This is a genomic window from Pseudomonas sp. JAI111 (genome assembly GCF_024809425.1).
Classification (GTDB): Bacteria; Pseudomonadota; Gammaproteobacteria; order Pseudomonadales; family Pseudomonadaceae; genus Aquipseudomonas.
The window spans coordinates 37,837-60,633 of sequence record NZ_JANUCB010000005.1 but is presented as its reverse complement, the minus strand read 5'-3'; the positions used below and the strand labels follow the sequence as shown (position 1 = coordinate 60,633).

The window sequence follows — 22,797 nt, the reverse complement described above, 5'->3', positions numbered from 1 at the left end:
CCGATCTTCAAGTCCAAGCACTTCGAGCCAACGGTGCTGGCCGACGCGCAGCATGACGACGAGATCGTACGCCGCGAAGTATTCGGCCCCGAGGTTGCGGTGACCAAATTCACCGATGAAGGCTAGGCGCTGGATTGGGGACTTGCACCGCTAAGACACGGGATACCTGGTCACCCAGAAGCATCTCACTCATCCGAAATTCCTCTCACATCACCGACTTTCACTTGAGCCAGATCCTGCCGGAGCGAAGCCACGTTTTCAGTGCCATTCAATTGCTCGAACTGACGCTGGGCTTCTTGCCAGAGAGGAGCGGTTCGTTTGAACAAGCTCCTGCCCTCCTCGGTTAGCTCTGCCAGGCGACTTCTGCCGTCCGTGGGTGAGGGTCTCACCAAAATTAATCCGCCCTTCTCCAGAAAACCCGCCATTTTCCCCATTGCCGTGCGCTCGATATCGAGACGCTCAGCAAGGGTATTGATGGATGCGCTCCCCATCTCATGGAGAGCGGCCAAGGTCAGGTACTGGGTGATGCGCAGACCTGATGGCTCAAGCTGTGCATCGTAAAAACGAGTGATCTGCCGGCTGGCTTTCCTTATCGCGGAACAATTGCACTGGTCGATCCCTAACGATTGGCTAACCGGCAGCATGTGTGTATTTCCTCGTGACCACTGATAATTATTTCAAGTGCCCGGGGCTGGTTACGCATAGGCGTCCCGGTACTTTTCGACGAAGGCCTGCACGGACAAGGCAGGTGTACCGGTAATCTTTTCAACGACGTCATTCACACCGGCGAAAACGCCAACCTGGTAATCCTGAGCGACCTCAACCAGATGTTGTGTCAAAGCGGCCGGGAACTGGTACTCGTGCGTCATTTTACGCTCGAACTCTGAAATCGATATCGGCGCGTACTCGATTTTCTCACCCAGCACTTCACTCATGGCCGCCGCGATTTCGTTTTGATTCATCTCGACCGGGCCATGGAGAGTGTAAATCTTACCCTCATGCCCTGCGGGTTTGGCCAGGATATGGGCGATCACACGTCCCTGATCATCCGAAGCGATGGGTGCGTGACGACCATTTCCAAAGGGGAACTCGATTTTTTTACTGGCCCGGATTTCCTTGGCGAAATGAGGGTACGCGAGCCAATCGGCGAAAAACGTAGGACGCAAATGAGTGGTTGGCACACCCGACCAGTCGAAGACACGCTCAGATATCCAGTGATCCTGCGCCAGATGACTCTTGGACTCGCGTCGCGCGGAAATCTGCGACATGTTCACGATCGCATCTACCCCGGCCTCTTTCGCGGCCTGAGCAAAATACGCCGCCCCTTGGATGATTCCCGATGCCAACGGATAAAGGAAATAGGCCGAACGGATACCCTCCATCGCAGAGCGAATGTCATCGATATTGGTGAAATCGCCGATGGCAATTTCAACGCCACGCGCCCTTAGAGCGGCGGCTCGATCATCGTCCTTGCGCACATAAGCGCGGACACGTTTACCCAACTTCAGCAGCTCATCGATGGTAGCTCCACCGGTACGCCCCGTTGCACCACTAACAAGAATTTCAGCTGCGCTCATGATCTTGGCTCTCTCGGTTAGCTGGAGCTAATGCTCCTTGGAAAATCCAATATAAGAGCATATGCCCCTATGTGATTTAATTTAAGAGCACATGCTCGTATTGTCAACGAATGTAGATGACCGTCCAGCAGATCGAAAATCTCCCGCAATAAACCGAGCCGCTGGCACTGCATCGCGAACTCCGGGCTAACGCCACGAATGGCTTTACTGCTGTCCACAAGGACGTTGGCAGGAGAAGGGAGACGCCTGCCTAACGGCGCGCCGTTTCGTTACGGACTTCGAAAGGGCCAAAAAAAGCGTTCTGACACTCCAAAAGCTGCTTATCTAATACATAAAAAGAATATAGAAAAGGCCAAAATCGGATCGATCAAAACCAAAAAAAGCTCAATACAACTCATTGTTATTAATAGATTTTTTTGAAACACCTACTAACCTTTTCCTGGCATCTGCCGATGGCTTTTAACAGGACACAAGGAGCAGTAGGAATGAGAAACAATCAACCAGTAACGCAGCGCGAAATTGCGCTAGCACCTCAACAAAAACTCATCTCAACAACAGATGCTCGAGGAGTAATTACTTATTGCAATGATGACTTTGTCGAGATCAGCGGTTTCGACCGAGCTGATCTGATCGGAGCTCCTCAAAACATTGTCCGCCATCCTGACGTCCCATCCGCCGTATTTGCCCATATGTGGGGCGCTCTAAAGCAAGGCACCCCTTGGATGGGGATCGTCAAAAACCGCTCCAGGAATGGCGATCACTATTGGGTCAACGCTTACGTAACACCGATTTTTGAAGGCCGCCAAGTGGTTGGCTTTGAATCGGTCAGGGTCAAACCAACCGCTGAGCAGATCCGACGCGCGGAATCCCTCTACAGGCGCATCAGTCAGGGAAAACCTGCCATTCCCACTCGTGACAAGTGGCTGCCTTCTCTGCTGGACTGCTTGCCGTACGTTGTCATGGGCCTGGTGGGCACCTTGAGTGGCCTGACTCTCAATTCATCCATAGCTATTGTCGCCACAGTAGGTATATCCGTTCCGCTCGGACTGATGACCTCTCGCTGGCAAAAGCAAGGAACCATGCGTTTGTTGGGGATGGCTGAGCCCTCCACTTCTGATCAGTTGATTGCACAGATGTACAGTGATGCGCGTGGGCCTCAGGCGCGTTTGGAAACTGCCTTTGTGAGCCAGGCCGCGCGCCTGAAAACCTGCCTTACACGCCTGCAAGACACCGCAGAGCAACTCAGTGGGCTAGCCGGGAGATCCGACATACTGGCCTCCGAGAGTTCAACTGGACTTGATCGCCAGCGCGTCGAGACCGAGCAAGTGTCCGCTGCGGTCAATCAGATGGCGGCGACCACGCAAGAAGTTGCGAGCCACGTCCAGCGCACCGCTGACGCCACCCAGGAGGCTAACCTGCTGACCGGACGCGGACGCGAAATTGCCCGAGATACCCGCGAAGCGATCCAGCGCCTCTCAGCAGTGGTGGGTGAAACGGGGGAAACCGTCGCGCAGTTGGCCAAGGACAGCAATGAAATCGGAACAGTGGTCGACGTAATCAAAGGTATTGCCGATCAGACCAATCTACTTGCACTGAATGCCGCGATCGAGGCCGCGCGCGCTGGCGATATGGGTCGAGGGTTCGCGGTGGTGGCCGACGAGGTACGCCAGTTGGCACAACGCACGTCTGAGTCCACCAAGCAGATCCATGACTTGATCACCAAGCTTCAGACTTCCTCTAACAACGCCGTACAGACAATGGAAACAGGTCATCGTCAAGCCGAAGAGGGTGTGGCGTGGGTACTCGAGGCGGACAAGGCGTTAGTAGGCATCAGTGAAGCCGTAGCCAACATCACTGATATGACAACGCAGATTGCGGCCGCCACTGAAGAGCAAACCGCCGTCGCCGAGGAAATCAGCCGGAACATCACCACCATCGCCCAGCTGGCGGATCAGACGTCGGAGCAAGCTCATCACTCAGCAGAACTAAGCAAGGAGTTGACCAAGACAGCTGCAACTCAATATTCGTTGGTCGAGCGCTTCAATCGATAGTCCCAACGCGCTGAACCACCGGCGCAGATTGCCTGGGCCGCCAAAGACAATCGCTGCTTTCCAACTCTCGTTCGTACTCCTCTTTCTCCCCAACTAACCAAGGGCCCTCAAAGGGCCCTTTTGTACCCAACCCGACAATCACCATCAGGCAGGACTCGAAGGCGGTGGTTGGCCAAGCGACTATTCGATGCGAATAATCTGTCAGGTACATAGGGAACGCCAATGCGTATCCGCCTTAGATTGAACCTCTGCTGCTAATGCGGGCTCCCAACTCAACATCCAGGAGAAACGTATGACTCAGACAGCATTGGTCGTGGGCGCCAGCGGCATCGTTGGCAGCGCCATCAGTCAGTTACTGATCGACAACAAGTGGCAGGTCGCCGCGCTGTCGCGGCATCCGTCACAGGCCCCCGGAATGATCCCTATCGCGGCAGATCTTCAGGATCCGGCGTCGCTGGAACATGCGCTGGCGGATTTGAAACCCACTCATGTATTCATTACCACATGGTCAAGGCAAGTCACGGAGGCCGAGAATATTCGCGTCAACGCCGCCATGGTACGCAACGTACTCGCCGCCATTCGCCCGGCCAAGAGTGTTGAGCACGTAGCACTGGTCACCGGCCTCAAACACTACCTCGGCCCGTTCGAAGCGTATGGTAGAGGTAGCCTTCCTCAAACACCTTTTCGCGAAGAGCAGGGTCGTCTGGACATCGAAAATTTCTACTACGCCCAAGAAGACGAACTCTTCGCCGCCGCTGAAAAGGACGGCTTCACTTGGAGCGTGCACCGCCCGCATACCGTTACCGGGGTTGCCGTAGGAAACGCAATGAACATGGCCACCACCCTCGCCGTCTATGCATCGATTTGCAAAAAAACCGGTCGTCCTTTTGTGTTTCCAGGATCAAGGGTGCAGTGGGACAGCCTCACCGATATGACCGACGCGCGTCAGCTGGCGAAACAACAAATGTGGGCAGCCACCACACCGGCAGCGGCCAATCAGGCATTCAATGTGACCAATGGCGATATATTCCGTTGGAAATGGATGTGGAGCAGAATCGCCGACTATTTCGGCCTGCCTCCGGCCGATTACCCCGCCACCCTCTCGCCACTTGAACAGCAAATGGCTGACGATCAAGTTGCCTGGACGCAAATCGTAGCGGAACACGGTTTGAAAGAATCCGATATAGGGCGCCTGATCTCCCCGTGGCACACCGACGCTGACCTCGGTCGCCCCATCGAAGTTGTCACGGATATGTCAAAGAGCCGGGTTATGGGTTTCACCGACTACCAAGCGAGCGATCAAGCATTTTTCGATGTGTTCGACAAACTGCGCGATATGAACTTGATCCCTTAGGCCGTCTTATCTCCACGGAGTCAGGAAGGATTCGGAGGATTGGCCTTTTTGCCGACGGTGCCCATCTCGACGGGAGTTTTTATGTAGAACACAGAGATTTCTTCAGCGTCCAATCGCTTGAATAACCTCTCGGACTCATCCTCGGTAATAGCCATTCGAATTTCCGTCGGCTGATCCGCCAGCTCAAAAAAGTGCGATGAGTGCAATTTCCCTGTGTGCCCAAATCCTTCGATTCCTGTGCAGAGAGTGGCGCCGCGCAATCCCATCTCTTTAGCCACGTCGACGATCCATTCGCCCAGCATCTTTCCCTGATAACGACGGTTCTGCTGGGTAAAGAAAATCACTAGATAACCTTTCATCTTCATCTCCTCAGCGTGTGCCAATCATTTGATAGGACAGAAGCCCGGCAGCCGGCATCGCCAACGACGCTACGACATGCATGAAACCGGGCCGAACGCCCAAACAGATTCGCAGAGACTCAGGGGGCACGCTCTGCATCCGTTACTCGAACTGACGCAGAGCATATTGATTGTGCAGAAGCGGCCGAGTCGTCTTTCGTTACCACACAGCAATATGTGAATCGGCCCTCGGCTCGGTACCGCCGCACAGCACACCAGTCTCCGGGTCCCGGATGATGATCTGCCCTCGCCCATAATTAATCAGGTCGCAATCAACCTGAATCCGGTGTCCGCGCCGTGCCAGCGAAGCCGCCAGATCCCGAGATGCTCCCTGTTCGATGCCGACCTTCATTTCTCCAAGCCATTGCCACCGCGGCGCGTCCAGCGCGGCTTGGGGGTTGAGACCAAAATCCACCAGGTTCATGACCATCTGCACATGGCCTTGGGGCTGCATGTAGCCGCCCATGACGCCGAACGGCCCCACCGGCGCGTCACCTTTGCTGATGAAACCGGGAATGATGGTGTGAAAGGTTTTTTTGCCCGGTGCCAGACAGTTGGCGTGGTCAGGATCGAGACTGAACTCCTGTCCGCGGTTCTGCAAGGCGATGCCGCTGTCTGGCAGTACCACGCCGGAACCGAAGCCGTGGTAGTTGCTCTGGATGAAGGACACCATGTTGCCCTGCGCATCCGCCGTGGCCAGGTAAACCGTGCCGCTGGCATGGGGATCACCAGGTTTGGGTTCACGCGCCTGATCAGAGATTTGTTGGCGACGATGGCTGCTATAGGCATCGCTGAGAAGATCAGCCACCGCCACACGCATGTGCAGTGGATCGGTGATGTAATGCAGGCCGTCGCTGTACGCCAGCTTCATGGCTTCCAGTTGACGATGCCAGGTCTGTTGGCTGTCGCGGTGATCGAAGTCAAAGCCCTCAAGGATCTTCAGGGTCATCAGGGCGACCAGTCCTTGCCCGCTCGGGGGGATTTCCCACACATCGTAGCCGCGATAGTTGATGCTGATCGGGTCCACCCATTGGGCGCGATAGTCTTGCAGGTCACTGGCGCGCAGGTAACCTCCGGTGGCGCGGGAATGGGCATCCAGCCGCTGAGCCAATGCGCCGCGATAGAGGCTTTCACACGCGGTGTCAGCCAGTTCTTGCAGCGTTCGGGCTTGCGCCGGGTTGCGGAATATTTCACCGGCCTTGGGTGCACGGCCATCGATCAGGAACGTGTCGAACCAGGCGTCGAGCACCCGGTCTCGATGGGGGCTGAATTCATCCAGAGCCGTCTGCCATTGTCGAGCGACCACCGGAGACAATGGGAAGCCATCTCTGGCCAGACTGATGGCGGGCTGCAGCAAGTCGGCAAAGGGCAGCTTGCCGAACCGTTTGGACAACTCCGCCCAGGCCGACGGGCAACCGGGCACCGTGACCGGCGTCCAGCCATAAAGCGGCATCTGCTCGTGACCGCCCGCCTTGACCGCATCGATTGTCAGCGCGGCCGGCGCCTGTCCATTGCCGTTCAGGCCATGCAATTGGCCTTTGCTCCAGACCAGAGCAAAGGCGTCGCCGCCCAAGCCGCAGCCGGTAGGCTCAACCACAGTCAGCGCTGCCGCCGTGGCGATCGCGGCATCAATGGCGTTACCGCCCTTGCGCATGATTTCGATACCGGCTTCGGCGGCCAACGGCTGTGAAGCCGCGACCATGCCACGCCGGGCAAACACACTCTGACGTTGCGAGGGATAGGGATATTCGTGGGCGGAAAATTTCAACATGGCAAAAGCTCTTCCAAACAAGGATTCGTTGGCCGCAGGTGTCCGGTTCCATGCCGGGTGAAAAACCCGAATGAGAAGGTCACAGCACGCGGCTGAGAAAGGCCTGGGTTCGCGGGTGTGTCGGTCGACTGAAGATCTGCTCCGGCGGTCCCTGCTCGATCAATTCGCCCTGATCGAGCACCACCACGCGGTCGGCGACTTCTCGGGCAAACCCCATTTCATGGGTGACCACCACCATCGTCATGCCGTCATCGGCCAGTTGCTTCATCACCTGCAGCACCTCGCCGACGGTTTCCGGATCGAGGGCACTCGTGGGCTCGTCGAACAGCATGGCTTGAGGCTTCATTGCCAGCGCCCGGGCGATTGCCACGCGTTGCTGCTGCCCACCGGACAACATCGAGGGGTAATGCATGGCCTTGTCCGCCAGACCGACCCGTGCGAGCAAGGCACGAGCCTGTTCCAACGCTTCGGCGCGTGGTACGCCAAGCACCTGGATCGGTGCCTCAATGATGTTTTCCAACGCGGTCATGTGGGGGAACAGATTGAATCGTTGAAAGACCATCCCGATGTCCCGACGCTGGCGAGCGATGTTGCGTTCGGAGTCGCGCATCAGGCTGCCATCGGCGCGCTCGCGATAACCCATGGCTCGGCCGTTGACGCGAATGCGCCCGCCCTGAATGTCCTCCAGCAGATTGATGCAGCGAATGAAGGTGGTTTTGCCTGAACCCGAGGCACCGATCAACACCACGACTTCACCGCGCCGCACCTGCAAGGAAATCCCTTTGAGAATCTCCAGGTCGCCGAAGGACTTATGAATGTCCAAAGCCTCGATGATCAGCTCTTCACTTTTGTGCGCCATGCTTAACGCCCCCTCAGCAATTTCAGCGTGCCGCGGCCGAACATGCGACTACCAGCCGCTGGCGGTGCGGGTCGATCGGACTGCCCGAAACGCGCTTCCAGCCAACGCTGGAAGAAGCCCCAGAGGGTGGTCAGCAGCAGGAAATAAATCGCCACCACCAGGTACAGTTCGAATACCCGGAAGGTCGCCGACGTGACCATTTGCGTGCTCAGCAGTAACTCCTGCACGCCAATCACGCTGACCAGTGTCGTGTTCTTGAGCATCACGTTGAATTCGTTGCCCAACGGCGGAACGATGACCCGGAACGCCTGCGGCAGAACGATGCGTCGCATCAGTTTGGCGAAGGTCATGCCCAGCGACCGCCCCGCTTCGTACTGTCCCTTGTCCACGGCGCCGATTCCGGCACGAATGATCTCGGCCATGTAGGCGCCCTCGTTCAGGCCCAAGGCGATGATCGCTGCCTGGATGTTGCCCGGCACCACCAAACCCAACAGCGTCACATCCTCGAATCGGAAGATCCCGCCAGCAGCCAATGCGGTATAGAGAAAAACGATCTGCACCAATAGCGGCGTGCCGCGCATCAGCCATACATAAAACCGCACTGGCAGGTTGAGCAACGGATTGCGCGACAGGCGCATCAGCGCCGCCGCCAGCCCCAGCACACAGCCCAACGCCATTGCCAGCACACTGATCAGACAGGTCAGCCAAAGTCCGGTGAGGTACACCCCGCTGGGCTGCAACAGGTATTGCCAGAACACATCCCAATTGAAATTCATCGAGTGTTCGCCTCAGTCGAGTGTGTCGCTGGGAACATGCCATTTGCTCAACAACTGCACGTAACTGCCGTCGCTGCGCATGTCACTGATGATCTGTTGTACCGCTGCGGTGAGCTGCGGATCATCCTTGCGAACGCCCAAACCGGTGAGTATCCGGCTGAAGGCCGGCACCCCTTCCTCGAACAGATCGGGCGCCATGGCCGCGTAGTAACCGGCGGTTTCCACGGTAGTACCGTAGGCGTCCACCTGACTGATGCGCAGCGCCTGAAAGGCGTCGGTGTCACTGTTGTAGACCACCAGCTTCATTGGGGGCTTGCCAGCTTTGGTCAACTTCTCGTTCTCGGCATCCAGCAAGGTTTTGATCGTCGAGCCATTGAGCACGGCCACCTTGTGCCCGGACAATCCATCCAGGGTTTTGATGCCCTTGGGATTGCCTTTGGGAACGACCACTGACTGGCTGGAGTACATGTAGTTGACGATGTCGATCACCTCCCGGCGCTCGGGCTTGTCGAACAGCTGATCCACGATCATGTCGCACTGCTGGGCGAGCAATGCCGGCAGCAACCCGGAGAATGGAATGACCCGCCATTGCACCGGTTTGTCTCCCAGCCGCTTGGCGATTTCCAGCCCCAGGTCGACCGTCAGGCCCCTGGGTTTTTGCGCCTCATCGAAAGACACCAGGGGTGGCGAATCCATGCCCGAGCAATACGTGAGTTTGTCAGCTTTTTGCAGTCGCTCCGGCACTTGTGGCGTAGCAACCGCCCACTGTGTACAGAGTCCGAGGGAGATAGCGGCGAGTAACATATGGCGTTTATGCATGACGAGATACTCCAGTTGTTGGGTAACGGGGCAGTACTCAAAGTCAAAACACACTGTCGGGTTGATGCCCGATTCTATTTTTCCGATTGCAGAAACTGGATCAGCGCCGGCACCGTGCCCTCGATGTGCTCGCGCACTACCGCCTCGGCTCGCTCGGCATCGCCTGAGCGGATAGCGTCGAGGATCACGGCGTGCTCCTGGCGAGCGCTCAAGGGTTTTACGCTGTGTTGCAGCCACAGGCGCATCGGTGCTTCGATCAACGAATACAGCGCCGAGATCTGCTTCAGCAGCCGAGGACGGCCGCTGAGGCTGCACAGATGTTCATGGAAGGCACGATGAAGTCGGACCCACTCGGCGCTTTCGTCGCGGTAGTCATCCATCTCGTCCAGCATGCGTTCCAGAGCCGCCAGCTGACGCTCACCGATCCTGGTCACGGCCACACGGATGGCCAGACCTTCGAGGGCACTGCGCATTTCGAAGACTTCGTGCAATTCATCGAAATTCAGGCCACTGACGATGGCGCCACGGTTGGGTCTCAGGGTGACCAGGCCTTGAGCATCGAGACGGCGAAAGGCTTCGCGCACAGGCATCCGGCTCATGCCGATTTCGCTGGCGATGTCTTCCGCGATCAGCCGATCGCCCTTGCGGTAACGACCGCCACAGATCGCTTCCAGCAGAAAGTTGTAAGCCTCTTCCTCGGCGGTCAGTGGCTGACGTTCAACGTAGGTGGGAGCGAATTGCATAAAGTCACCTTTTGCAGTTTTGTATCCAATTATCCATGGATTCAAAAAAGCAGAAACCGTGCCACTTTGCTTAGCACAGCTTCAAGGTCTTCATTGGAAAGGAGTTTTGACTCAAGAACCCATGAGTCTTTGATCGGCGTGTTACTCGCCGTGTGCTACGAAATGGCCCAGAGCGCCCCAAATGGGTGAAAAAAGGTAGCTGTCGCGTTGAATGGCTCAGGCGTGTGACTTCAAGGGCACACTGCTGGCCAGTCTGACCATTGCGATCCAGACAGTGGCGACGATGCCATTGCGCATTTCACCCAGGTCGTGAAATACCGTGATGACGCAGTTTGCGATAGAGCGTGTTGCGGCTGATCCCCAGGCGAGCGGCAACATGCGCGATATGCCAATGTTCCGCCTCAATCAATGTGAGCAGTGTCTGCCGCTCGGACACGCCCAACGGATTTTCGGCTGGCGCAACTGATGCTGGCGTTGCCGGCAACAGCTCTGCCAAATCGTCCAGGGTGACGCGCCCCTCAAACGCCAACGCCGCCAGCGTGCGCAGGCATGTACGCAACTGACGGACGTTGCCCGGCCAAGGCTGCGTCAACAGGCGTTCTCTGACACCCGGCTCTAGCCGAATCTTGCCCCCTGCCCCCTCCTCGCGCAGCAACAGGTCGAGCAAAAGCCCCTTGTCTGAACGTTCACGCAGCGGTGGAAGGTGCACGGCGAACCCGGCAACGCGGTAGAAAAGATCCTCGCGCAAGCGCCCTTCGGCCACGCAGGCGTGCAGATCCTGGTGGCTGGCACTGATGAGGCGGATATCGAGCGGACGTGCCGTCGAGCCGCCCAAGGGCACCACCTGACGTTCCTCCAGCACGCGAAGCAAGCGAGTCTGTAGAGCCAGTGGCATATCGGCGATTTCATCAAGAAATAATATGCCGCCGTGGGCCTGTTCCAGCTTACCGACCATCCCGTCTTTGCGTGCACCGGTGAAGCTGCCGCCGCGATAGCCAAATAGCTCGCTTTCGATCAGCGTTTCTGGAATAGCTGCGCAATTGATCGCCACAAACGGCTGGTTCGCTCGCGAGCTGGCGCGGTGCAGCGCCGCAGCAAAAGCCTCTTTGCCAGTACCGGTTTCGCCCTGCAAAAACACCGGGACGTCACGCTCCAACACACGTAATGCGCGAGCAAAGCCGCGTTGCAGGCGCGGGTCTTCCAGGCACACGTGCACGTCGTTGATTTTTTCGGTCGCTGGAATGACCAAGGGCGTATGGTGCACGGGTTCTCGCAATTGCCCGTAGAACTGGCGTCCGTCCACCAGCCGCATTGGCCAACAGACGCTCGGCTGAGCGCTGGCCTGGCTCATCAATTGCTCAATAGGTGTTTCCAGCAGCCTTGTCAGAGACTGGCCGATCACTTGATCACGGCTGAGGCCCAACAGGTCAAGCGCAGCATTGTTGACTGAACAAATACGGGCACTCTCGTCAAAACTGAGCAGACCTTCACCCAGCATTCCCACGAAGCCTGCCTCAGGGTGCAAGCGCAGCAAATATCGCTGCGGATCATGCCCCAGGAAAAAACAGCTCTCGATCAACTTGGCCGACAGGTTAGTCAACGCCATGGCCTGGAAGTGTTGCTGAAGGCTGTGGTCATCCCTTACGGAAGAGAGATTGAGCACGGCCAGCAACTCTCCACTCGCATCGAATATCGGGCTCGCCGAACAGGTCAGACCGACGTGCTTGCCACGGAAATGCTCGTCACGACGGATGGTGACGTGCTTTCGCTCGACCAGGCAGGTGCCGACACCGTTAGTGCCTTCGCAATCTTCACTCCACACCGAGCCGAGCCACAGTCCGGAGCGCTGAACTTCGTCTCGTTCGGATTCGTTAAACACACTGTCGATCGCCACACCGCGAGCATCGGTCAGTAGCACCACGTGTCCATCACGTCCGAGCTGTTGGTGCAAGTTGCTCATCTGCCAGTGCGCCACAGCGATGATGTGTTCCAGTGGCGCGCGGTGATCCTGCAAGCGTGGATGCTCAACCACGTTAGGTGCGCGGCGACTGGCAGGATCGAGCTGATACTGATCCAGGCACCGGCGCCAGGATCGCGTGATGGCCAAGTCAGCAATAGGGCCATGGGTGGCGTGAGTGCCCTGCACGGCTTGCAGCACTTGTTGTGCATGGGCGTTGATCAAGGCCGGCTTCATTATTCTTGTTCTCCGTTACGGTCAGGACACGGGTCTGTTTGCAGCTTATATGAAAAGACCGCAACCAGCGCTTTTTGCACCGAGTGACACTCTGTCACCCGCCCTTTCCATATTCGTGACAGATCTGTGAATCCAAGCCTGAGCAATACCCCGGCAGCCGCTCTGCAATGGCGCTTTCGCGAAGGTGGCCCGAGCCTTGCTCTGGGGCAAGTGGTACAAAAACAACAAGATCGGAGATGCCCCATGAACATCGCTGTTGAAACACCTCTGCACACGCCAACTGCTCAGCTCGCGGCTTGGGTCAAAAACCTCGGCGAGCGTCTCGCCCAACGTGATGTCGACGGCGTACTGGAATTGTTTGCCGACGAGTGCCACTGGCGTGACCTGCTACTTTTCAGCTGGAACCTGGTGACCCTCGAAGGCAAGCCTGCGATCCGAGACATGCTCGAAACACGCCTCGACCAGACTCGTCCCGAGCGATGGACACTGGAAGGTGAAGCGACGCTGAATGACGGTGTGCTCGAAGGTTGGATCAGCCTGGAAACCGAAGCGGCGCGAGGTAAAGGCTACGTGCGTCTAAAGGACGGTCTGTGCTGGACGCTGTTGACGACCATGCGCGAGCTCAAAGGCTTTGAAGAACCCAGCGGCCGCCGTCGTCCAATGGGTGCCAGTCACGGTCACGCCCACGCGGACAAACGCAACTGGCTGGAGCGTCGTCGCGATGAAGAAGCTGCGCTAGGCGTCACCACCCAACCTTACTGCCTGATCGTGGGTGGTGGCCAGGGTGGCCTGGGGCTCGCTGCGCGGCTCAAACGAATGGGCGTGCCAACGCTGATCGTCGACAAGGCCGAGCGTCCTGGTGATCAATGGCGCGGTCGCTACAAATCGCTGTGCCTGCACGACCCTGTCTGGTACGACCATATGCCTTACCTGCCCTTCCCCGATCACTGGCCAGTCTTCACACCAAAAGACCAGATTGGCGACTGGCTGGAAATGTACACCAAAGTCATGGAGCTCAATTATTGGCCGCGTACAGAATGCGTGAGCGCCAGCTTTGACGAGCAAAGCGGCACCTGGAAGGTTGAAGTGCAGCGCGATGGCGAGCGTGTGACGTTACAGCCTACCCAGTTGATCCTCGCCACCGGCATGTCCGGCGTACCCAACGTTCCCGTTTATCCGGGTGCCGAGGTTTTCAATGGCCAGCAGCATCACTCCAGCCGCCATCCCGGCGGAGATGCCTGGCGCGGTAAGCGCGCGGTGGTCATCGGTGCGAACAATTCGGCTCACGATATCTGCGCCGACCTGGTGGAGAACGGTGTCGAGGTCACCATGGTGCAACGCTCCAGCACCCACATCGTGCGTTCAGACAGCTTGATGGATCTGGTCTTTGGCGGACTGTACTCTGAAGACGCCCTGGAGTCGGGTTTGACCACGGACAAGGCCGACATGCTGTTCGCCTCGATTCCCTACAAGGTGATGCCAAGCTTTCATAAACCTATCTTTGATGCGATCAAGGAGCGTGACAAGGACTTCTACGAGGGCTTGTCCAAGGCCGGCTTCATGCTCGATTTCGGTGACGACGAGTCTGGCCTCTTCATGAAGTATGTACGCCGTGGTTCTGGTTATTACATCGACGTCGGCGCCTGCGAACTGATCGCCAACGGCACGATCAAGCTCAAGAGTGCGCCTGGATTGGGTGTCGAGCGCATCGAAGCAGATGCCGTCGTACTCAACGATGGCAGCCGACTACCGGCAGATCTGATCGTCTACGCCACCGGCTATGGCTCAATGAATGGTTGGGCGGCGAAGCTGATTTCCCAGGACGTCGCTGACAAGGTCGGCCGCTGCTGGGGCCTGGGTTCCGGAACCACCAATGATCCTGGCCCTTATGAGGGCGAACTGCGCAACATGTGGAAGCCAACCCAGCAGGAAAATCTCTGGTTCCACGGTGGCAACCTGCATCAGTCACGGCATTATTCGCTGTATCTGGCGCTGCAGTTAAAAGCGCGCTTCGAAGGCATCGACACATCCGTCTATGGCCCTGCCAAGAGTCACCACACTGGTTGATTCGAATGGCGCCCAGCCGTGGTTGGGCGCCTCTTCACAATGCCCTGGCTGAAGCCCGAAGGAGCGAGCGCATCGAAAGAGGCTCGAGTCATGAAACAGACAAGGCCGGACCAACAAACCAACGGCCGCTTCGATACCGCCAGTCACATCTCGTCCCTATATCTCTGAACTTCCATCCGTCATCGCTCATCTCCCACTTACTACCCAACAAATGAGAGAGGCAGGATGTTATGAGAGCACTTACCTACCACGGCGCGCATAGCGTAAAAGTCGACACTGTCCCCGACCCAGTGATTCAGGACAACGACGACATCATTCTTCGCGTCACGGCCACCGCGATTTGTGGTTCCGACCTCCATCTGTATCGCGGGAAAATTCCGACCGTTGAGCACGGCGATATCTTCGGCCATGAATTCATGGGCATCGTGGAGGAAGCAGGCTCTGCCGTTACCGCCGTTCAGCCGGGTGACCGTGTAGTGATACCTTTCGTTATTGCCTGCGGGAGCTGTTTTTTTTGTGAGATGGATTTGTTTGCCGCGTGCGAAACGACCAATACAGGTCGTGGCGCGATCCTGAATAAAAAGTCTATTCCGTCAGGCGCTGCTCTCTTCGGCTTTAGCCATATGTACGGTGGCGTACCTGGGGGCCAGGCAGAATATGTAAGAGTACCGAAAGCCAACACCGGGCCATTCAAAGTCCCGGGGACACTCTCTGACGAGAAGGTTCTATTTCTCTCGGACATCTTGCCGACCGCCTTTCAAGCCGTGACAAACACTGGCATTGGAAAGGGCTCAAGCATCGCGATCTACGGTGCCGGGCCTGTTGGTTTGTTAAGCGCCGCGTGTGCAAGGATGCTCGGTGCCGATCAAATATTCATGGTCGATCACCATCCCTACCGCCTGGCTTACGCACAGAAAACCTACGGCGTAATTCCGATTAATTTCGATGAAGATGATGATCCTGCCGACACCATCATTCGCCAAACCAAAGGTATGCGTGGTGTTGACGGTGTGGTGGATGCGGTGGGCTTTGAAGCCAAAGGCAGTACCACAGAGACCGTACTTGCCACGCTCAAGCTTGAAGGCAGTAGCGGTAAAGCCTTGCGGCAATGCATCGCTGCCGTAAGACGCGGTGGCGTCGTGAGTGTGCCAGGTGTTTACTCCGGCTTCATACACGGCTTCATGTTTGGCGATGCATTCGATAAAGGCCTGACGTTTAAAATGGGACAGACCCATGTTCAACGCTATCTTCCAGAGCTGCTCGAACATATCGAGGCTGGTCGCCTTTCTCCCGAGGTGATCATCAGCCATCGAATGTCTTTGGAACAAGCCGCAGAGGGCTACAAGATGTTCGACAAGAAGGAGGATGACTGCAGGAAAGTTATCCTGACACCGAATGGCAGTAAGGCACCTTTGCCAGCAGATCTGTAGTCCTGATCGCTCAGGAGATTAATCAAGCGAAAGGTCGAGATTTCATGCGCAAGCCTGAGATCTCTTCCTGCTTTTTTAAAGGCAGGTTTCTTGAACATCTCAAGAGCCTCAAATGTCCTTAATGGATGATGCTTTAAAAGTTGTCTTCAAGACACATACTCGAACGCGGAGGACTTCTTATGGTCAGGTCACAGGTTGTCGATGCTCCCGTGCAAGTGCTGCTCCTCGAACCAAACGATTGGGTACCTAACAACCCTCGCCTTCCTGTACTCATTTACATCAAGGCGATTGCCATTCAAGGGAGCGACCCGGCAGCCTTGTTCGAGAAAACCTTCAACGACAATGGCTGGCCGCCGCAATGGCGCTACGGCGTTTATGACTATCACCACTATCACACCGAAGGTCATGAAGTGCTCGGCGTCGCCGCCGGCTATGCTCGATTGATGCTTGGCGGGCCGGGTGGGCGGATATTGGAGGTCAGCGGTGGGGATGTGTTGCTCTTGCCTGCCGGTACCGGTCACTGCAATGTCGCATCCAGCGGTGACTTTCTTGTTGTCGGCGCCTACCCCCCGGGCCAGCACGCGGACATCTGTCGCGAAGCACCGACTTCAGAGCAATTGGCAAGCATTCACAAGCTGTCATTTCCAGAGCAGGATCCCGTTCAGGGCCTGCGTGGCGCGGTGAGTCGATATTGGGTTTGACACTGCTTGCGATGTATCACTCGGTTGAATACTCCCTTCAACCTTATTCCTGATCAGCGAATGCTCTTGAACCAAGCCCCGAAACGAACTCGGGGCTTGATGAACACACCGCATCAGGCTTTGCGTCCTCCACCGCCACCTTGTTCACCACCCTTGCGGCTCATATCTTCGGACTTGTCACGGTCATCGGTAACATTGCTACCGCGCCCACTTCCCTGGCCACCGCTGGTCATTTGATCGGCATCCTTGGATTGCCGTCCTCCTGAGCCCTGACCACCTTTTTGGCCTGGCTTGGAGGCACCTTCATTGTCATCGGCAAATTCGCCTCCACGACCCGTACCCTGCCCGCCTCCGGACATGCGATCAGTGTCGCGGGATGGTTGTCCGCCGGATGCCTGGCCACCTTTCTGGCCCGCCTCTGACGCGCGTTGTGGATCGTTGGCGAAATTCCCGCCAGAGGCTTCTCCACCTTTTTTGCCTGCTTCAGAAGCCTTGTCCCGGTCATTCGCAAAATTACCCGGGTTTTTATTTTCTGTATTAGCCATTTCAATCACCTCTACATCGTTAGCACGAGCATTGGCCCGTATAATTCGGAGGGTGTAGAAAATCGAAAGTTTGAACGAAACATCCAACTCGCGGATGAGTGGATTTTGAGATTTGGTTCCATCGAAAATACGCACATCCGACTGGCGGGCTGTCGGTTTAAAGAGCACCAACGCTTTTTTTTCAGATCGAATCGTCGATTTTTATTAGAATGGGAAACTCGCAGGAAGCCCTCCACGCATCCAGTTCAGGAGGTCAGTCGATGACAGAACACATCGTCCATTTTCATTGCCAGATCGATCAGTCAACAACTGAGCGCTTCAGGGATTGCTGCCTTGAGGCCATCGACCAAGGCGCCACATCACTGCTACTGAATCTGTCCACCTGTGGAGGCAGCACTAACTTTGGCTTCACGCTCTACACGTTCCTGAAGTCATTACCCGTACCACTCTGCGCCATCAATGCCGGCAACATCGAATCGATGGGCATCATCATGTTTCTGGCAGCGGGTCGCAGAATCACCTCCCCTCATGCCCGATTTTTGATTCATCCGATGAACTGGTACTTCAGCCAGAAATCGGTCGACCATCAACGCTTGAGAGAATATCTGTCCAGTCTCGACAATGACCTGGCGCGTTATGTGCAAATCTTTGCGCTCGAAACAGCTGATGCAGAGACCAAACTTGATATTTTTCATTGCCTTTCAGCAGAAGAAAAAGTTATTGCTGCGCACGAATCCTTGTCCTATGGGATTGCTCATGAAATGCGGCAAATGGTGTTCGCCGATGATGTCAAACACTGGAAAGTAAGCGGTGGATGAGCGTGGTGCCGTCGGCATAAGCAAATGCCGACGCATAATCGGCGAAGAATGTCGCTGCATGAGCACGCTTATTTTCCATTGGAGTGCTTATGAGAGAACCTCGGTGAAGCCCTATGGATCTGCTTTGACATTCGCAAAGCGTCTCGTTCGAAAGCTTTTGCAGTGGCCTTGAAAAGACCGGAAAAACGTTGCATGGTTTCTGCGAAAATCGCATTTGAATTGGATCTCATTTGATCACCTCACTCAGCAACTGAAAGGCACCGCACGCATCAAACGCATGCGGTGATCCTCGTCAGGCTTCAGGTTTTCCCTGTACGCCAGCACCCAGATCGGCACCGGTAATGGGGTTGCTTTGCGGGTCAGACATCGTCCGCGCTTTCATGTCCAGCAACAGAGCATCATCCTCGGCGCTCAGCTCAACACTCGCCGTACCGTCACCACCATCGACGGCAGGTGTTGGCTGCTCGACATACTCCCAATCGTCGCCTTGGTTCCATGGCCCACGCATGCTTTCCTCACCTTGGGACATGTTGAAGTAAACGTTCGTGAACTCCGGCATGCCGGGCAACTTGCCTTGAGGGAAGTTCGGCTGGATCGAGTGCAAGGCTTTTTCAAAGGACAGTTGGTGGGCGATCTCCCTGGTCATCAAGAAACCGAGAGCTTCTTTCACACCCGGGTCGTCAGTGACATTCATCAATCGCTCGTAAACGATTTTGGCGCGCGCCTCTGCGGCAATGTTGGAGCGCATATCGGCAGTAGGTTCGCCAATGGTATCGACGTAGGCGGCTGACCACGGCACGCCAGCAGAGTTGGTCAGGGGTGCCCCAGCCCCGTACAGCAGGCTAGTGATGTGCGAGTCGTTGCCCGCACCGTTTATGGCGCGATACAACTCGCCCTCTTCTTCCACGCCCTCTGCCAAGCGGCCTTTGGCGCCTTTGTTGAGCATCACGATAATTGAACCGACGATTTCAAGGTGGCTGAGTTCTTCGGTGGCAATGTCCATCAGCAGATCCTTTCTTCCTGGATCATCCTCAGCCAATGCCTGTGTGAAATATCGAGACGCAGCCGCCAATTCACCTTGGGCTCCGCCGAATTGCTCCAGCAAAAGGTTCGCCAACCCTGGATTAGGCTGGGCGACGCGCACGGTGTATTGAAGTCGTTTGTTATGCAAAAACATGGCAAATCTCCTTAGGACTAAAAGGCGTCGATGCTCATTCGATGATTGACCGAATGCGTCGCCCACAGTCATCTGAAGGGGATGCTTTGGAGAAAATTTTATAAAGATCGGGGGATCACGACAGACGGTTTTTCGCCGTGCAAATTACCCGTTTTCGCGCCAATCGTCGGTCACTGGACAATCGATTAAAACTTATTTTTATCCGTTGATCTCAACTGCTGTCACGACCGATTTCAGGTCCACCGAATACTTCTGGCAAACCACTCAACGTTGTTGTGAGAGAGTTGTGGATTCGGGCAGCGGGAGGACACAGTGCCGAACCTCCCGCTTTTCATTCACCCCTTATGACATTCCCAGACCTCGAGTAAGATCAGTCGACGTATCGGTTGCTGTACGAGTCTCCCCTTGCGGTTTTTCATCCTCGTCTGAATGTTCAGTCGTGTTGGTTACTGTATCTCGTACCGCTTCATATCCCTCGCGCGCCTGCTGTTTGACCTTGTCCGCCAGCCCCGCGCTGCTCTTGCCCAGGTAGCGTTGCTCGGTCGCTGTCGAAGGCAACGCCGCCCCCAACATCGCACCTAACGCGATCCCCGCGGCGGCGACCATCAAAGGCTGCTCCTTGAGCAAATGGCTGAACTGATTGCTCATCACTTGTGTAGAACGAACCAAACGGTCGCTGGCGTCATGAACGGCATGGCTGATGTTTTCTGTAGCAGCCCCCAAATTATCACTCAGGTTCGCCGCTTTGCCTTTGACAGTCTGGTAACCCTCCTTAAGCGTGTCTGTTGCCTGGTGTAGATGATCACGGGCACTGTCGATGCCATCAGCAACACCCTCGGCCCACTCACCCACCCTGTTTTGATCAGGGACAATTTGATTGCCGGGACGAGGGGTCGGTGGACGATTCTGACCCAGCATCAACCACAGCAGTCCGACCGATGTCAGTACAGTGGGAACCGGGTTATTACGGACGCTGGTGCCCAGGTTGTTCAGGAACGTCGATCCATTGCTCTGCATAAAAGACCACGCCTGATCGAACACTTGTCCTGGCGTGAACTTACTTTCCAATGCATCAACGATATTGCCGATACTCGCCCGCTGCGCGTCGATTTCACGCTCGATGGTTTCAGGGCTTTTCTGCGATTCGATTTCGAATTCACTGTTCATGAGACTTTCCTCCGCAGCGCTTCCTGGTCTTTGTTTAAAGCATCCAGCGTGCGATCAGGCTTGAGGTTTGACGGTTCGAATTGTTTTTTCGCTGACTGCAGCATGACGAAGCCAACGATCATCACCACAACACCGACAATCAGCGCTGCCAGCCAAGGTGCCATTATCATGCTTAGGCCGTAGACAGCAGACATCAGCAAGATGATGAACCCCGCCAGCAGCACAATCGCACCACCCGCGACACCGGCAATGCCGGCCTTGAGCGTCGTGAGACTTTCTTGAAGCTCAGCTTTGGCCAACGCGAGTTCCTTGGTGAACAACGCAGGCACTTCGCGGCTTAGTTGCCGTATCAGCCCGACGACCGACGCGTCGGGATCAGGCACAGAGACGGGTCTTGAGCCCGGATAGTCTGGATTTTCTCTGTTCATCACAGTGCTCCTTTGAAGTTCGTCGAGCCTGGCGTGGAGGTCGTTGCAAAGTCCGAAACATGTTCCCGCTCACTCGGCGAAGCCGCCGCGTTGCCAGTGGACAACGAGCTTTGATCGGTACGTGAAGGAACAGAAGTTTCGTAAGGTCGTTGAGCGCCAAAACCACTTGATGGAGGCATCGAGTTGCCTGCTGCAGGATCATTGGCATTGCTGAATGTCGACGCAGTCGCGACCCCGGCCTTGAGAAAGCGCGACAGGCCAAAACCCAGTGCGATACTGCCAGCAATGAACAGTGCCGGGTTATTACGGGCCAGGTCGGCTCCATCATGAAGCAACTGTTCGGCACTTTTTCCACGCAGATTCCCGGCCAGCCCGCTCATGGACTCCGCCATGTCTGCAAGGTAGTCGGACATGCCAAGGGTGTCCTTGCTTTCCAGTTCGGAAACAACCGATTTCGCACCTTTTGCCAATGCTTCTATCTGGTCGGCTGCCGTATCTCGATATTGACCAAACTGCGCATCAGCCTGTTGTTTGGCGTCGCCAAGCGCCTCAGTCACGTTTTCTTTCAAGTGTTCAAATTTCTGTTCTGGCCCTCCGGAATTGGGTTTATCTGGCTGACTCCCAGTGTTGTTATCTGAAGTATTCATGTCGTCCCTCGCCTTCTGAATGAAAAAGCGTTATTCGGGTTCGCCACGAAATACCCGCAGCTCCCCTCATTTCAAATGACGGAGCGGGTTATGGGGGAGTTCCAACGAAATGATGAGTGAGAAAACTTGATTACCAAACGCGCATGGATAAGCGCACAGCCCAAGCAATCTGTACGTCCTTCAGGAAGGATCGAGAGCTCTGCTGCGATTGCGTCGCCGTTGAGACCAGTGTGTGGAACGGAACGGCGAATCAAGGTGTCGTCTGTATTAGGCGACCTTGTTGGTCGTAATCCTGTGCAGATAGAGAGAGGTGGTTTTCATGAACAATATTATCTACATCGTCGGAGCAGTTGTGATCGTCCTGGTCATTCTTTCGTTTGTCGGCCTTGTATAGCGTTAGCTGCCGAGCATGTCACAACGCATCGCGCATACATGACGCTAGCAATGCTCATGGCGCCCGAGAAGCACTTTATAGATCTCGCGAACCACCTGCATCGTTGCGTCTTCGAGCGTTCCTTCATTACGGCATAACACCCAGCCGTGATCCGCAATCGCGCGCTCGAACGCTTTGGTGCAGGCGACATGTTCTTCCAGCTTATGCATCACCGTACTGCTCAGCCCACGCGATCGTGCTGCTGCCCTCGCCCACGAAATATCCGGGTCGGTGACAACGCCGACATGCAGGTCTGGCACTTGCACGTTTCGATCAATGTTCAACTGCAGAATTTCTGCAAACGGGACTAGCTGGCGAAACGCGGCATCAGACGGATACCAGCGATCGATCAGGATGATGCTGTCTGGTGGCTGTTTAGCCAATACGTGCCGGGAAATCCAGGTACGGCTATCAGCAAGGCGCTCGCAAACCCGTAACTCTAATTCCCGGGAGGGATTTCTGACGAGTTTGTTCAGGAGGGCCATGGTTTCACCTCGATAGGGATCGCTTTTTTTCTCGCAAAGACGGATGACCTTTTTGTTGTCTGCCCTCAGTACTTTAGTGATGGCCTCCAACAGTGTGGTTTTGCCGGCACCCTTGGGCCCATCCAGAGAAACAAACAGCGCTCGATTCATTCTTCACATGACGATTGATTTACGGTTTTTCTTGCCCTGTTCGTTCGCCGTAATCGCTTGGCGCGACTATGTGAATCGAGTGGAGAGCCCTTGTGAGCACTCTAACTTAGTTTCTGGCCGGCGGATCTCAAAAAAAAGCTGGTTCTATTTGGAGCGCTCGCGGTCACTCGGCAAAGGTTGCTGATTCTATCCATCGCCACGACGCTT

General features: G+C 55.9%; 20 protein-coding genes and 2 pseudogenes. 7 read left to right on the top strand and 15 right to left on the bottom strand.

The genetic code is table 11. From position 1 onward, the window contains the following. Positions 1-21: 21 nt before the first annotated feature. Positions 22-120 (top strand): annotated as a pseudogene (locus HNR03_RS17085) (aldehyde dehydrogenase family protein); the annotation flags it as partial. Between the two features lie 65 nt (positions 121-185). Here the strand turns inward: HNR03_RS17085 and HNR03_RS17080 are convergent. Then, complete coding sequence (locus HNR03_RS17080; protein ID WP_222586827.1) at positions 186-644, bottom strand: MarR family winged helix-turn-helix transcriptional regulator; 459 nt, start codon at positions 642-644, stop codon at positions 186-188. 51 nt (positions 645-695) lie between these two features. Then, complete coding sequence (locus tag HNR03_RS17075; protein ID WP_222586828.1) at positions 696-1,577, bottom strand: NmrA family NAD(P)-binding protein; 882 nt, start codon at positions 1,575-1,577, stop codon at positions 696-698. Positions 1,578-2,062: 485 nt separating this feature from the next. Here HNR03_RS17075 and HNR03_RS17070 point away from each other — a divergent pair, with 485 nt between their 5' ends. Both HNR03_RS17070 and HNR03_RS17065 read left to right on the top strand, forming a co-directional pair. Continuing rightward, the gene (locus HNR03_RS17070) at positions 2,063-3,628 is read left to right on the top strand and encodes a PAS domain-containing methyl-accepting chemotaxis protein (RefSeq protein ID WP_259154771.1); all 1,566 of its coding nucleotides are present in this window, start codon (positions 2,063-2,065) and stop codon (positions 3,626-3,628) included. A 292-nt stretch (positions 3,629-3,920) separates the two neighbouring features. Next, positions 3,921-4,982 carry an SDR family oxidoreductase gene (locus HNR03_RS17065; RefSeq protein ID WP_259154770.1) on the top strand — a complete coding sequence of 354 codons (1,062 nt, stop codon included), beginning with the start codon at positions 3,921-3,923 and terminating at the stop codon, positions 4,980-4,982. 20 nt (positions 4,983-5,002) lie between these two features. Here the strand turns inward: HNR03_RS17065 and HNR03_RS17060 are convergent, their stop codons facing one another. The 7 genes from HNR03_RS17060 to HNR03_RS17030 all read right to left on the bottom strand — a co-directional run bounded on the left by HNR03_RS17060 (position 5,003) and on the right by HNR03_RS17030 (position 12,542). After that, complete coding sequence (locus HNR03_RS17060; RefSeq protein ID WP_222586831.1) at positions 5,003-5,341, bottom strand: DUF190 domain-containing protein; 339 nt, start codon at positions 5,339-5,341, stop codon at positions 5,003-5,005. A gap of 199 nt (positions 5,342-5,540) precedes the next feature. Next, a complete protein-coding gene (locus HNR03_RS17055; protein ID WP_259154769.1) occupies positions 5,541-7,151 on the bottom strand; it encodes a gamma-glutamyltransferase family protein in 1,611 nt (536 codons plus the stop codon). Between the two features lie 79 nt (positions 7,152-7,230). Next, positions 7,231-8,010 (bottom strand): amino acid ABC transporter ATP-binding protein, encoded by a 780-nt coding sequence (locus HNR03_RS17050; protein WP_259154768.1) that lies wholly within the window; start codon positions 8,008-8,010, stop codon positions 7,231-7,233. 2 nt (positions 8,011-8,012) lie between these two features. Further along, a complete protein-coding gene (locus HNR03_RS17045; RefSeq protein ID WP_222586833.1) occupies positions 8,013-8,786 on the bottom strand; it encodes an amino acid ABC transporter permease in 774 nt (257 codons plus the stop codon). A 12-nt stretch (positions 8,787-8,798) separates the two neighbouring features. Then, positions 8,799-9,605, bottom strand: coding sequence for an ABC transporter substrate-binding protein (locus HNR03_RS17040; RefSeq protein ID WP_259154767.1), 807 nt, complete (start codon positions 9,603-9,605; stop codon positions 8,799-8,801). Between the two features lie 74 nt (positions 9,606-9,679). Next, positions 9,680-10,348, bottom strand: coding sequence for a GntR family transcriptional regulator (locus tag HNR03_RS17035; protein ID WP_259154766.1), 669 nt, complete (start codon positions 10,346-10,348; stop codon positions 9,680-9,682). Between the two features lie 298 nt (positions 10,349-10,646). Continuing rightward, on the bottom strand, positions 10,647-12,542 hold the full coding sequence (locus HNR03_RS17030) for a sigma-54-dependent Fis family transcriptional regulator (RefSeq protein WP_259154765.1): 1,896 nt from the start codon (positions 12,540-12,542) through the stop codon (positions 10,647-10,649). Positions 12,543-12,785: 243 nt separating this feature from the next. Between HNR03_RS17030 and HNR03_RS17025 the strand changes: the two genes are divergently transcribed. From HNR03_RS17025 to HNR03_RS17015, 3 genes are all read left to right on the top strand, one after another. Continuing rightward, on the top strand, positions 12,786-14,609 hold the full coding sequence (locus HNR03_RS17025; protein ID WP_259154764.1) for an NAD(P)/FAD-dependent oxidoreductase: 1,824 nt from the start codon (positions 12,786-12,788) through the stop codon (positions 14,607-14,609). Between the two features lie 230 nt (positions 14,610-14,839). Continuing rightward, positions 14,840-16,039 (top strand): zinc-dependent alcohol dehydrogenase, encoded by a 1,200-nt coding sequence (locus tag HNR03_RS17020; RefSeq protein ID WP_259154763.1) that lies wholly within the window; start codon positions 14,840-14,842, stop codon positions 16,037-16,039. Between the two features lie 179 nt (positions 16,040-16,218). Beyond that, positions 16,219-16,740, top strand: a complete 522-nt coding sequence (locus HNR03_RS17015) for a cupin (RefSeq protein ID WP_259154762.1) — start codon at positions 16,219-16,221, stop codon at positions 16,738-16,740. Positions 16,741-17,123: 383 nt separating this feature from the next. On the opposite strand, the pseudogene HNR03_RS17010 reads toward HNR03_RS17015, so the two are convergent. Further along, a pseudogene (locus tag HNR03_RS17010) lies at positions 17,124-17,285 on the bottom strand (general stress protein); the annotation flags it as partial. Positions 17,286-17,545: 260 nt separating this feature from the next. On the opposite strand from HNR03_RS17010, the gene HNR03_RS17005 reads away from it, so the two are divergent. Next, complete coding sequence (locus tag HNR03_RS17005; RefSeq protein ID WP_222586842.1) at positions 17,546-18,103, top strand: ATP-dependent Clp protease proteolytic subunit; 558 nt, start codon at positions 17,546-17,548, stop codon at positions 18,101-18,103. A gap of 292 nt (positions 18,104-18,395) precedes the next feature. On the opposite strand, the gene HNR03_RS17000 is transcribed toward HNR03_RS17005, so the two are convergent. The 5 genes from HNR03_RS17000 to HNR03_RS16980 form a co-directional block, all read right to left on the bottom strand. Further along, positions 18,396-19,280, bottom strand: coding sequence for a manganese catalase family protein (locus HNR03_RS17000; protein ID WP_259154761.1), 885 nt, complete (start codon positions 19,278-19,280; stop codon positions 18,396-18,398). Between the two features lie 342 nt (positions 19,281-19,622). Continuing rightward, positions 19,623-20,447: a DUF3618 domain-containing protein gene (locus tag HNR03_RS16995; RefSeq protein WP_259154760.1), complete on the bottom strand. Its 825-nt coding sequence runs from the start codon at positions 20,445-20,447 to the stop codon at positions 19,623-19,625. Then, entirely contained in the window at positions 20,444-20,875 is a 432-nt protein-coding gene (locus HNR03_RS16990; protein WP_259154759.1) for a phage holin family protein, read from the bottom strand. The genes HNR03_RS16995 and HNR03_RS16990 overlap by 4 nt, the downstream gene beginning before the upstream one ends. After that, positions 20,875-21,522 (bottom strand): hypothetical protein, encoded by a 648-nt coding sequence (locus HNR03_RS16985; protein ID WP_259154758.1) that lies wholly within the window; start codon positions 21,520-21,522, stop codon positions 20,875-20,877. The genes HNR03_RS16990 and HNR03_RS16985 overlap by 1 nt, the downstream gene beginning before the upstream one ends. 438 nt (positions 21,523-21,960) lie before the next feature. Then, on the bottom strand, positions 21,961-22,590 hold the full coding sequence (locus tag HNR03_RS16980; RefSeq protein ID WP_259154757.1) for a dTMP kinase: 630 nt from the start codon (positions 22,588-22,590) through the stop codon (positions 21,961-21,963). Between the last annotated feature and the right edge of the window lie 207 nt (positions 22,591-22,797).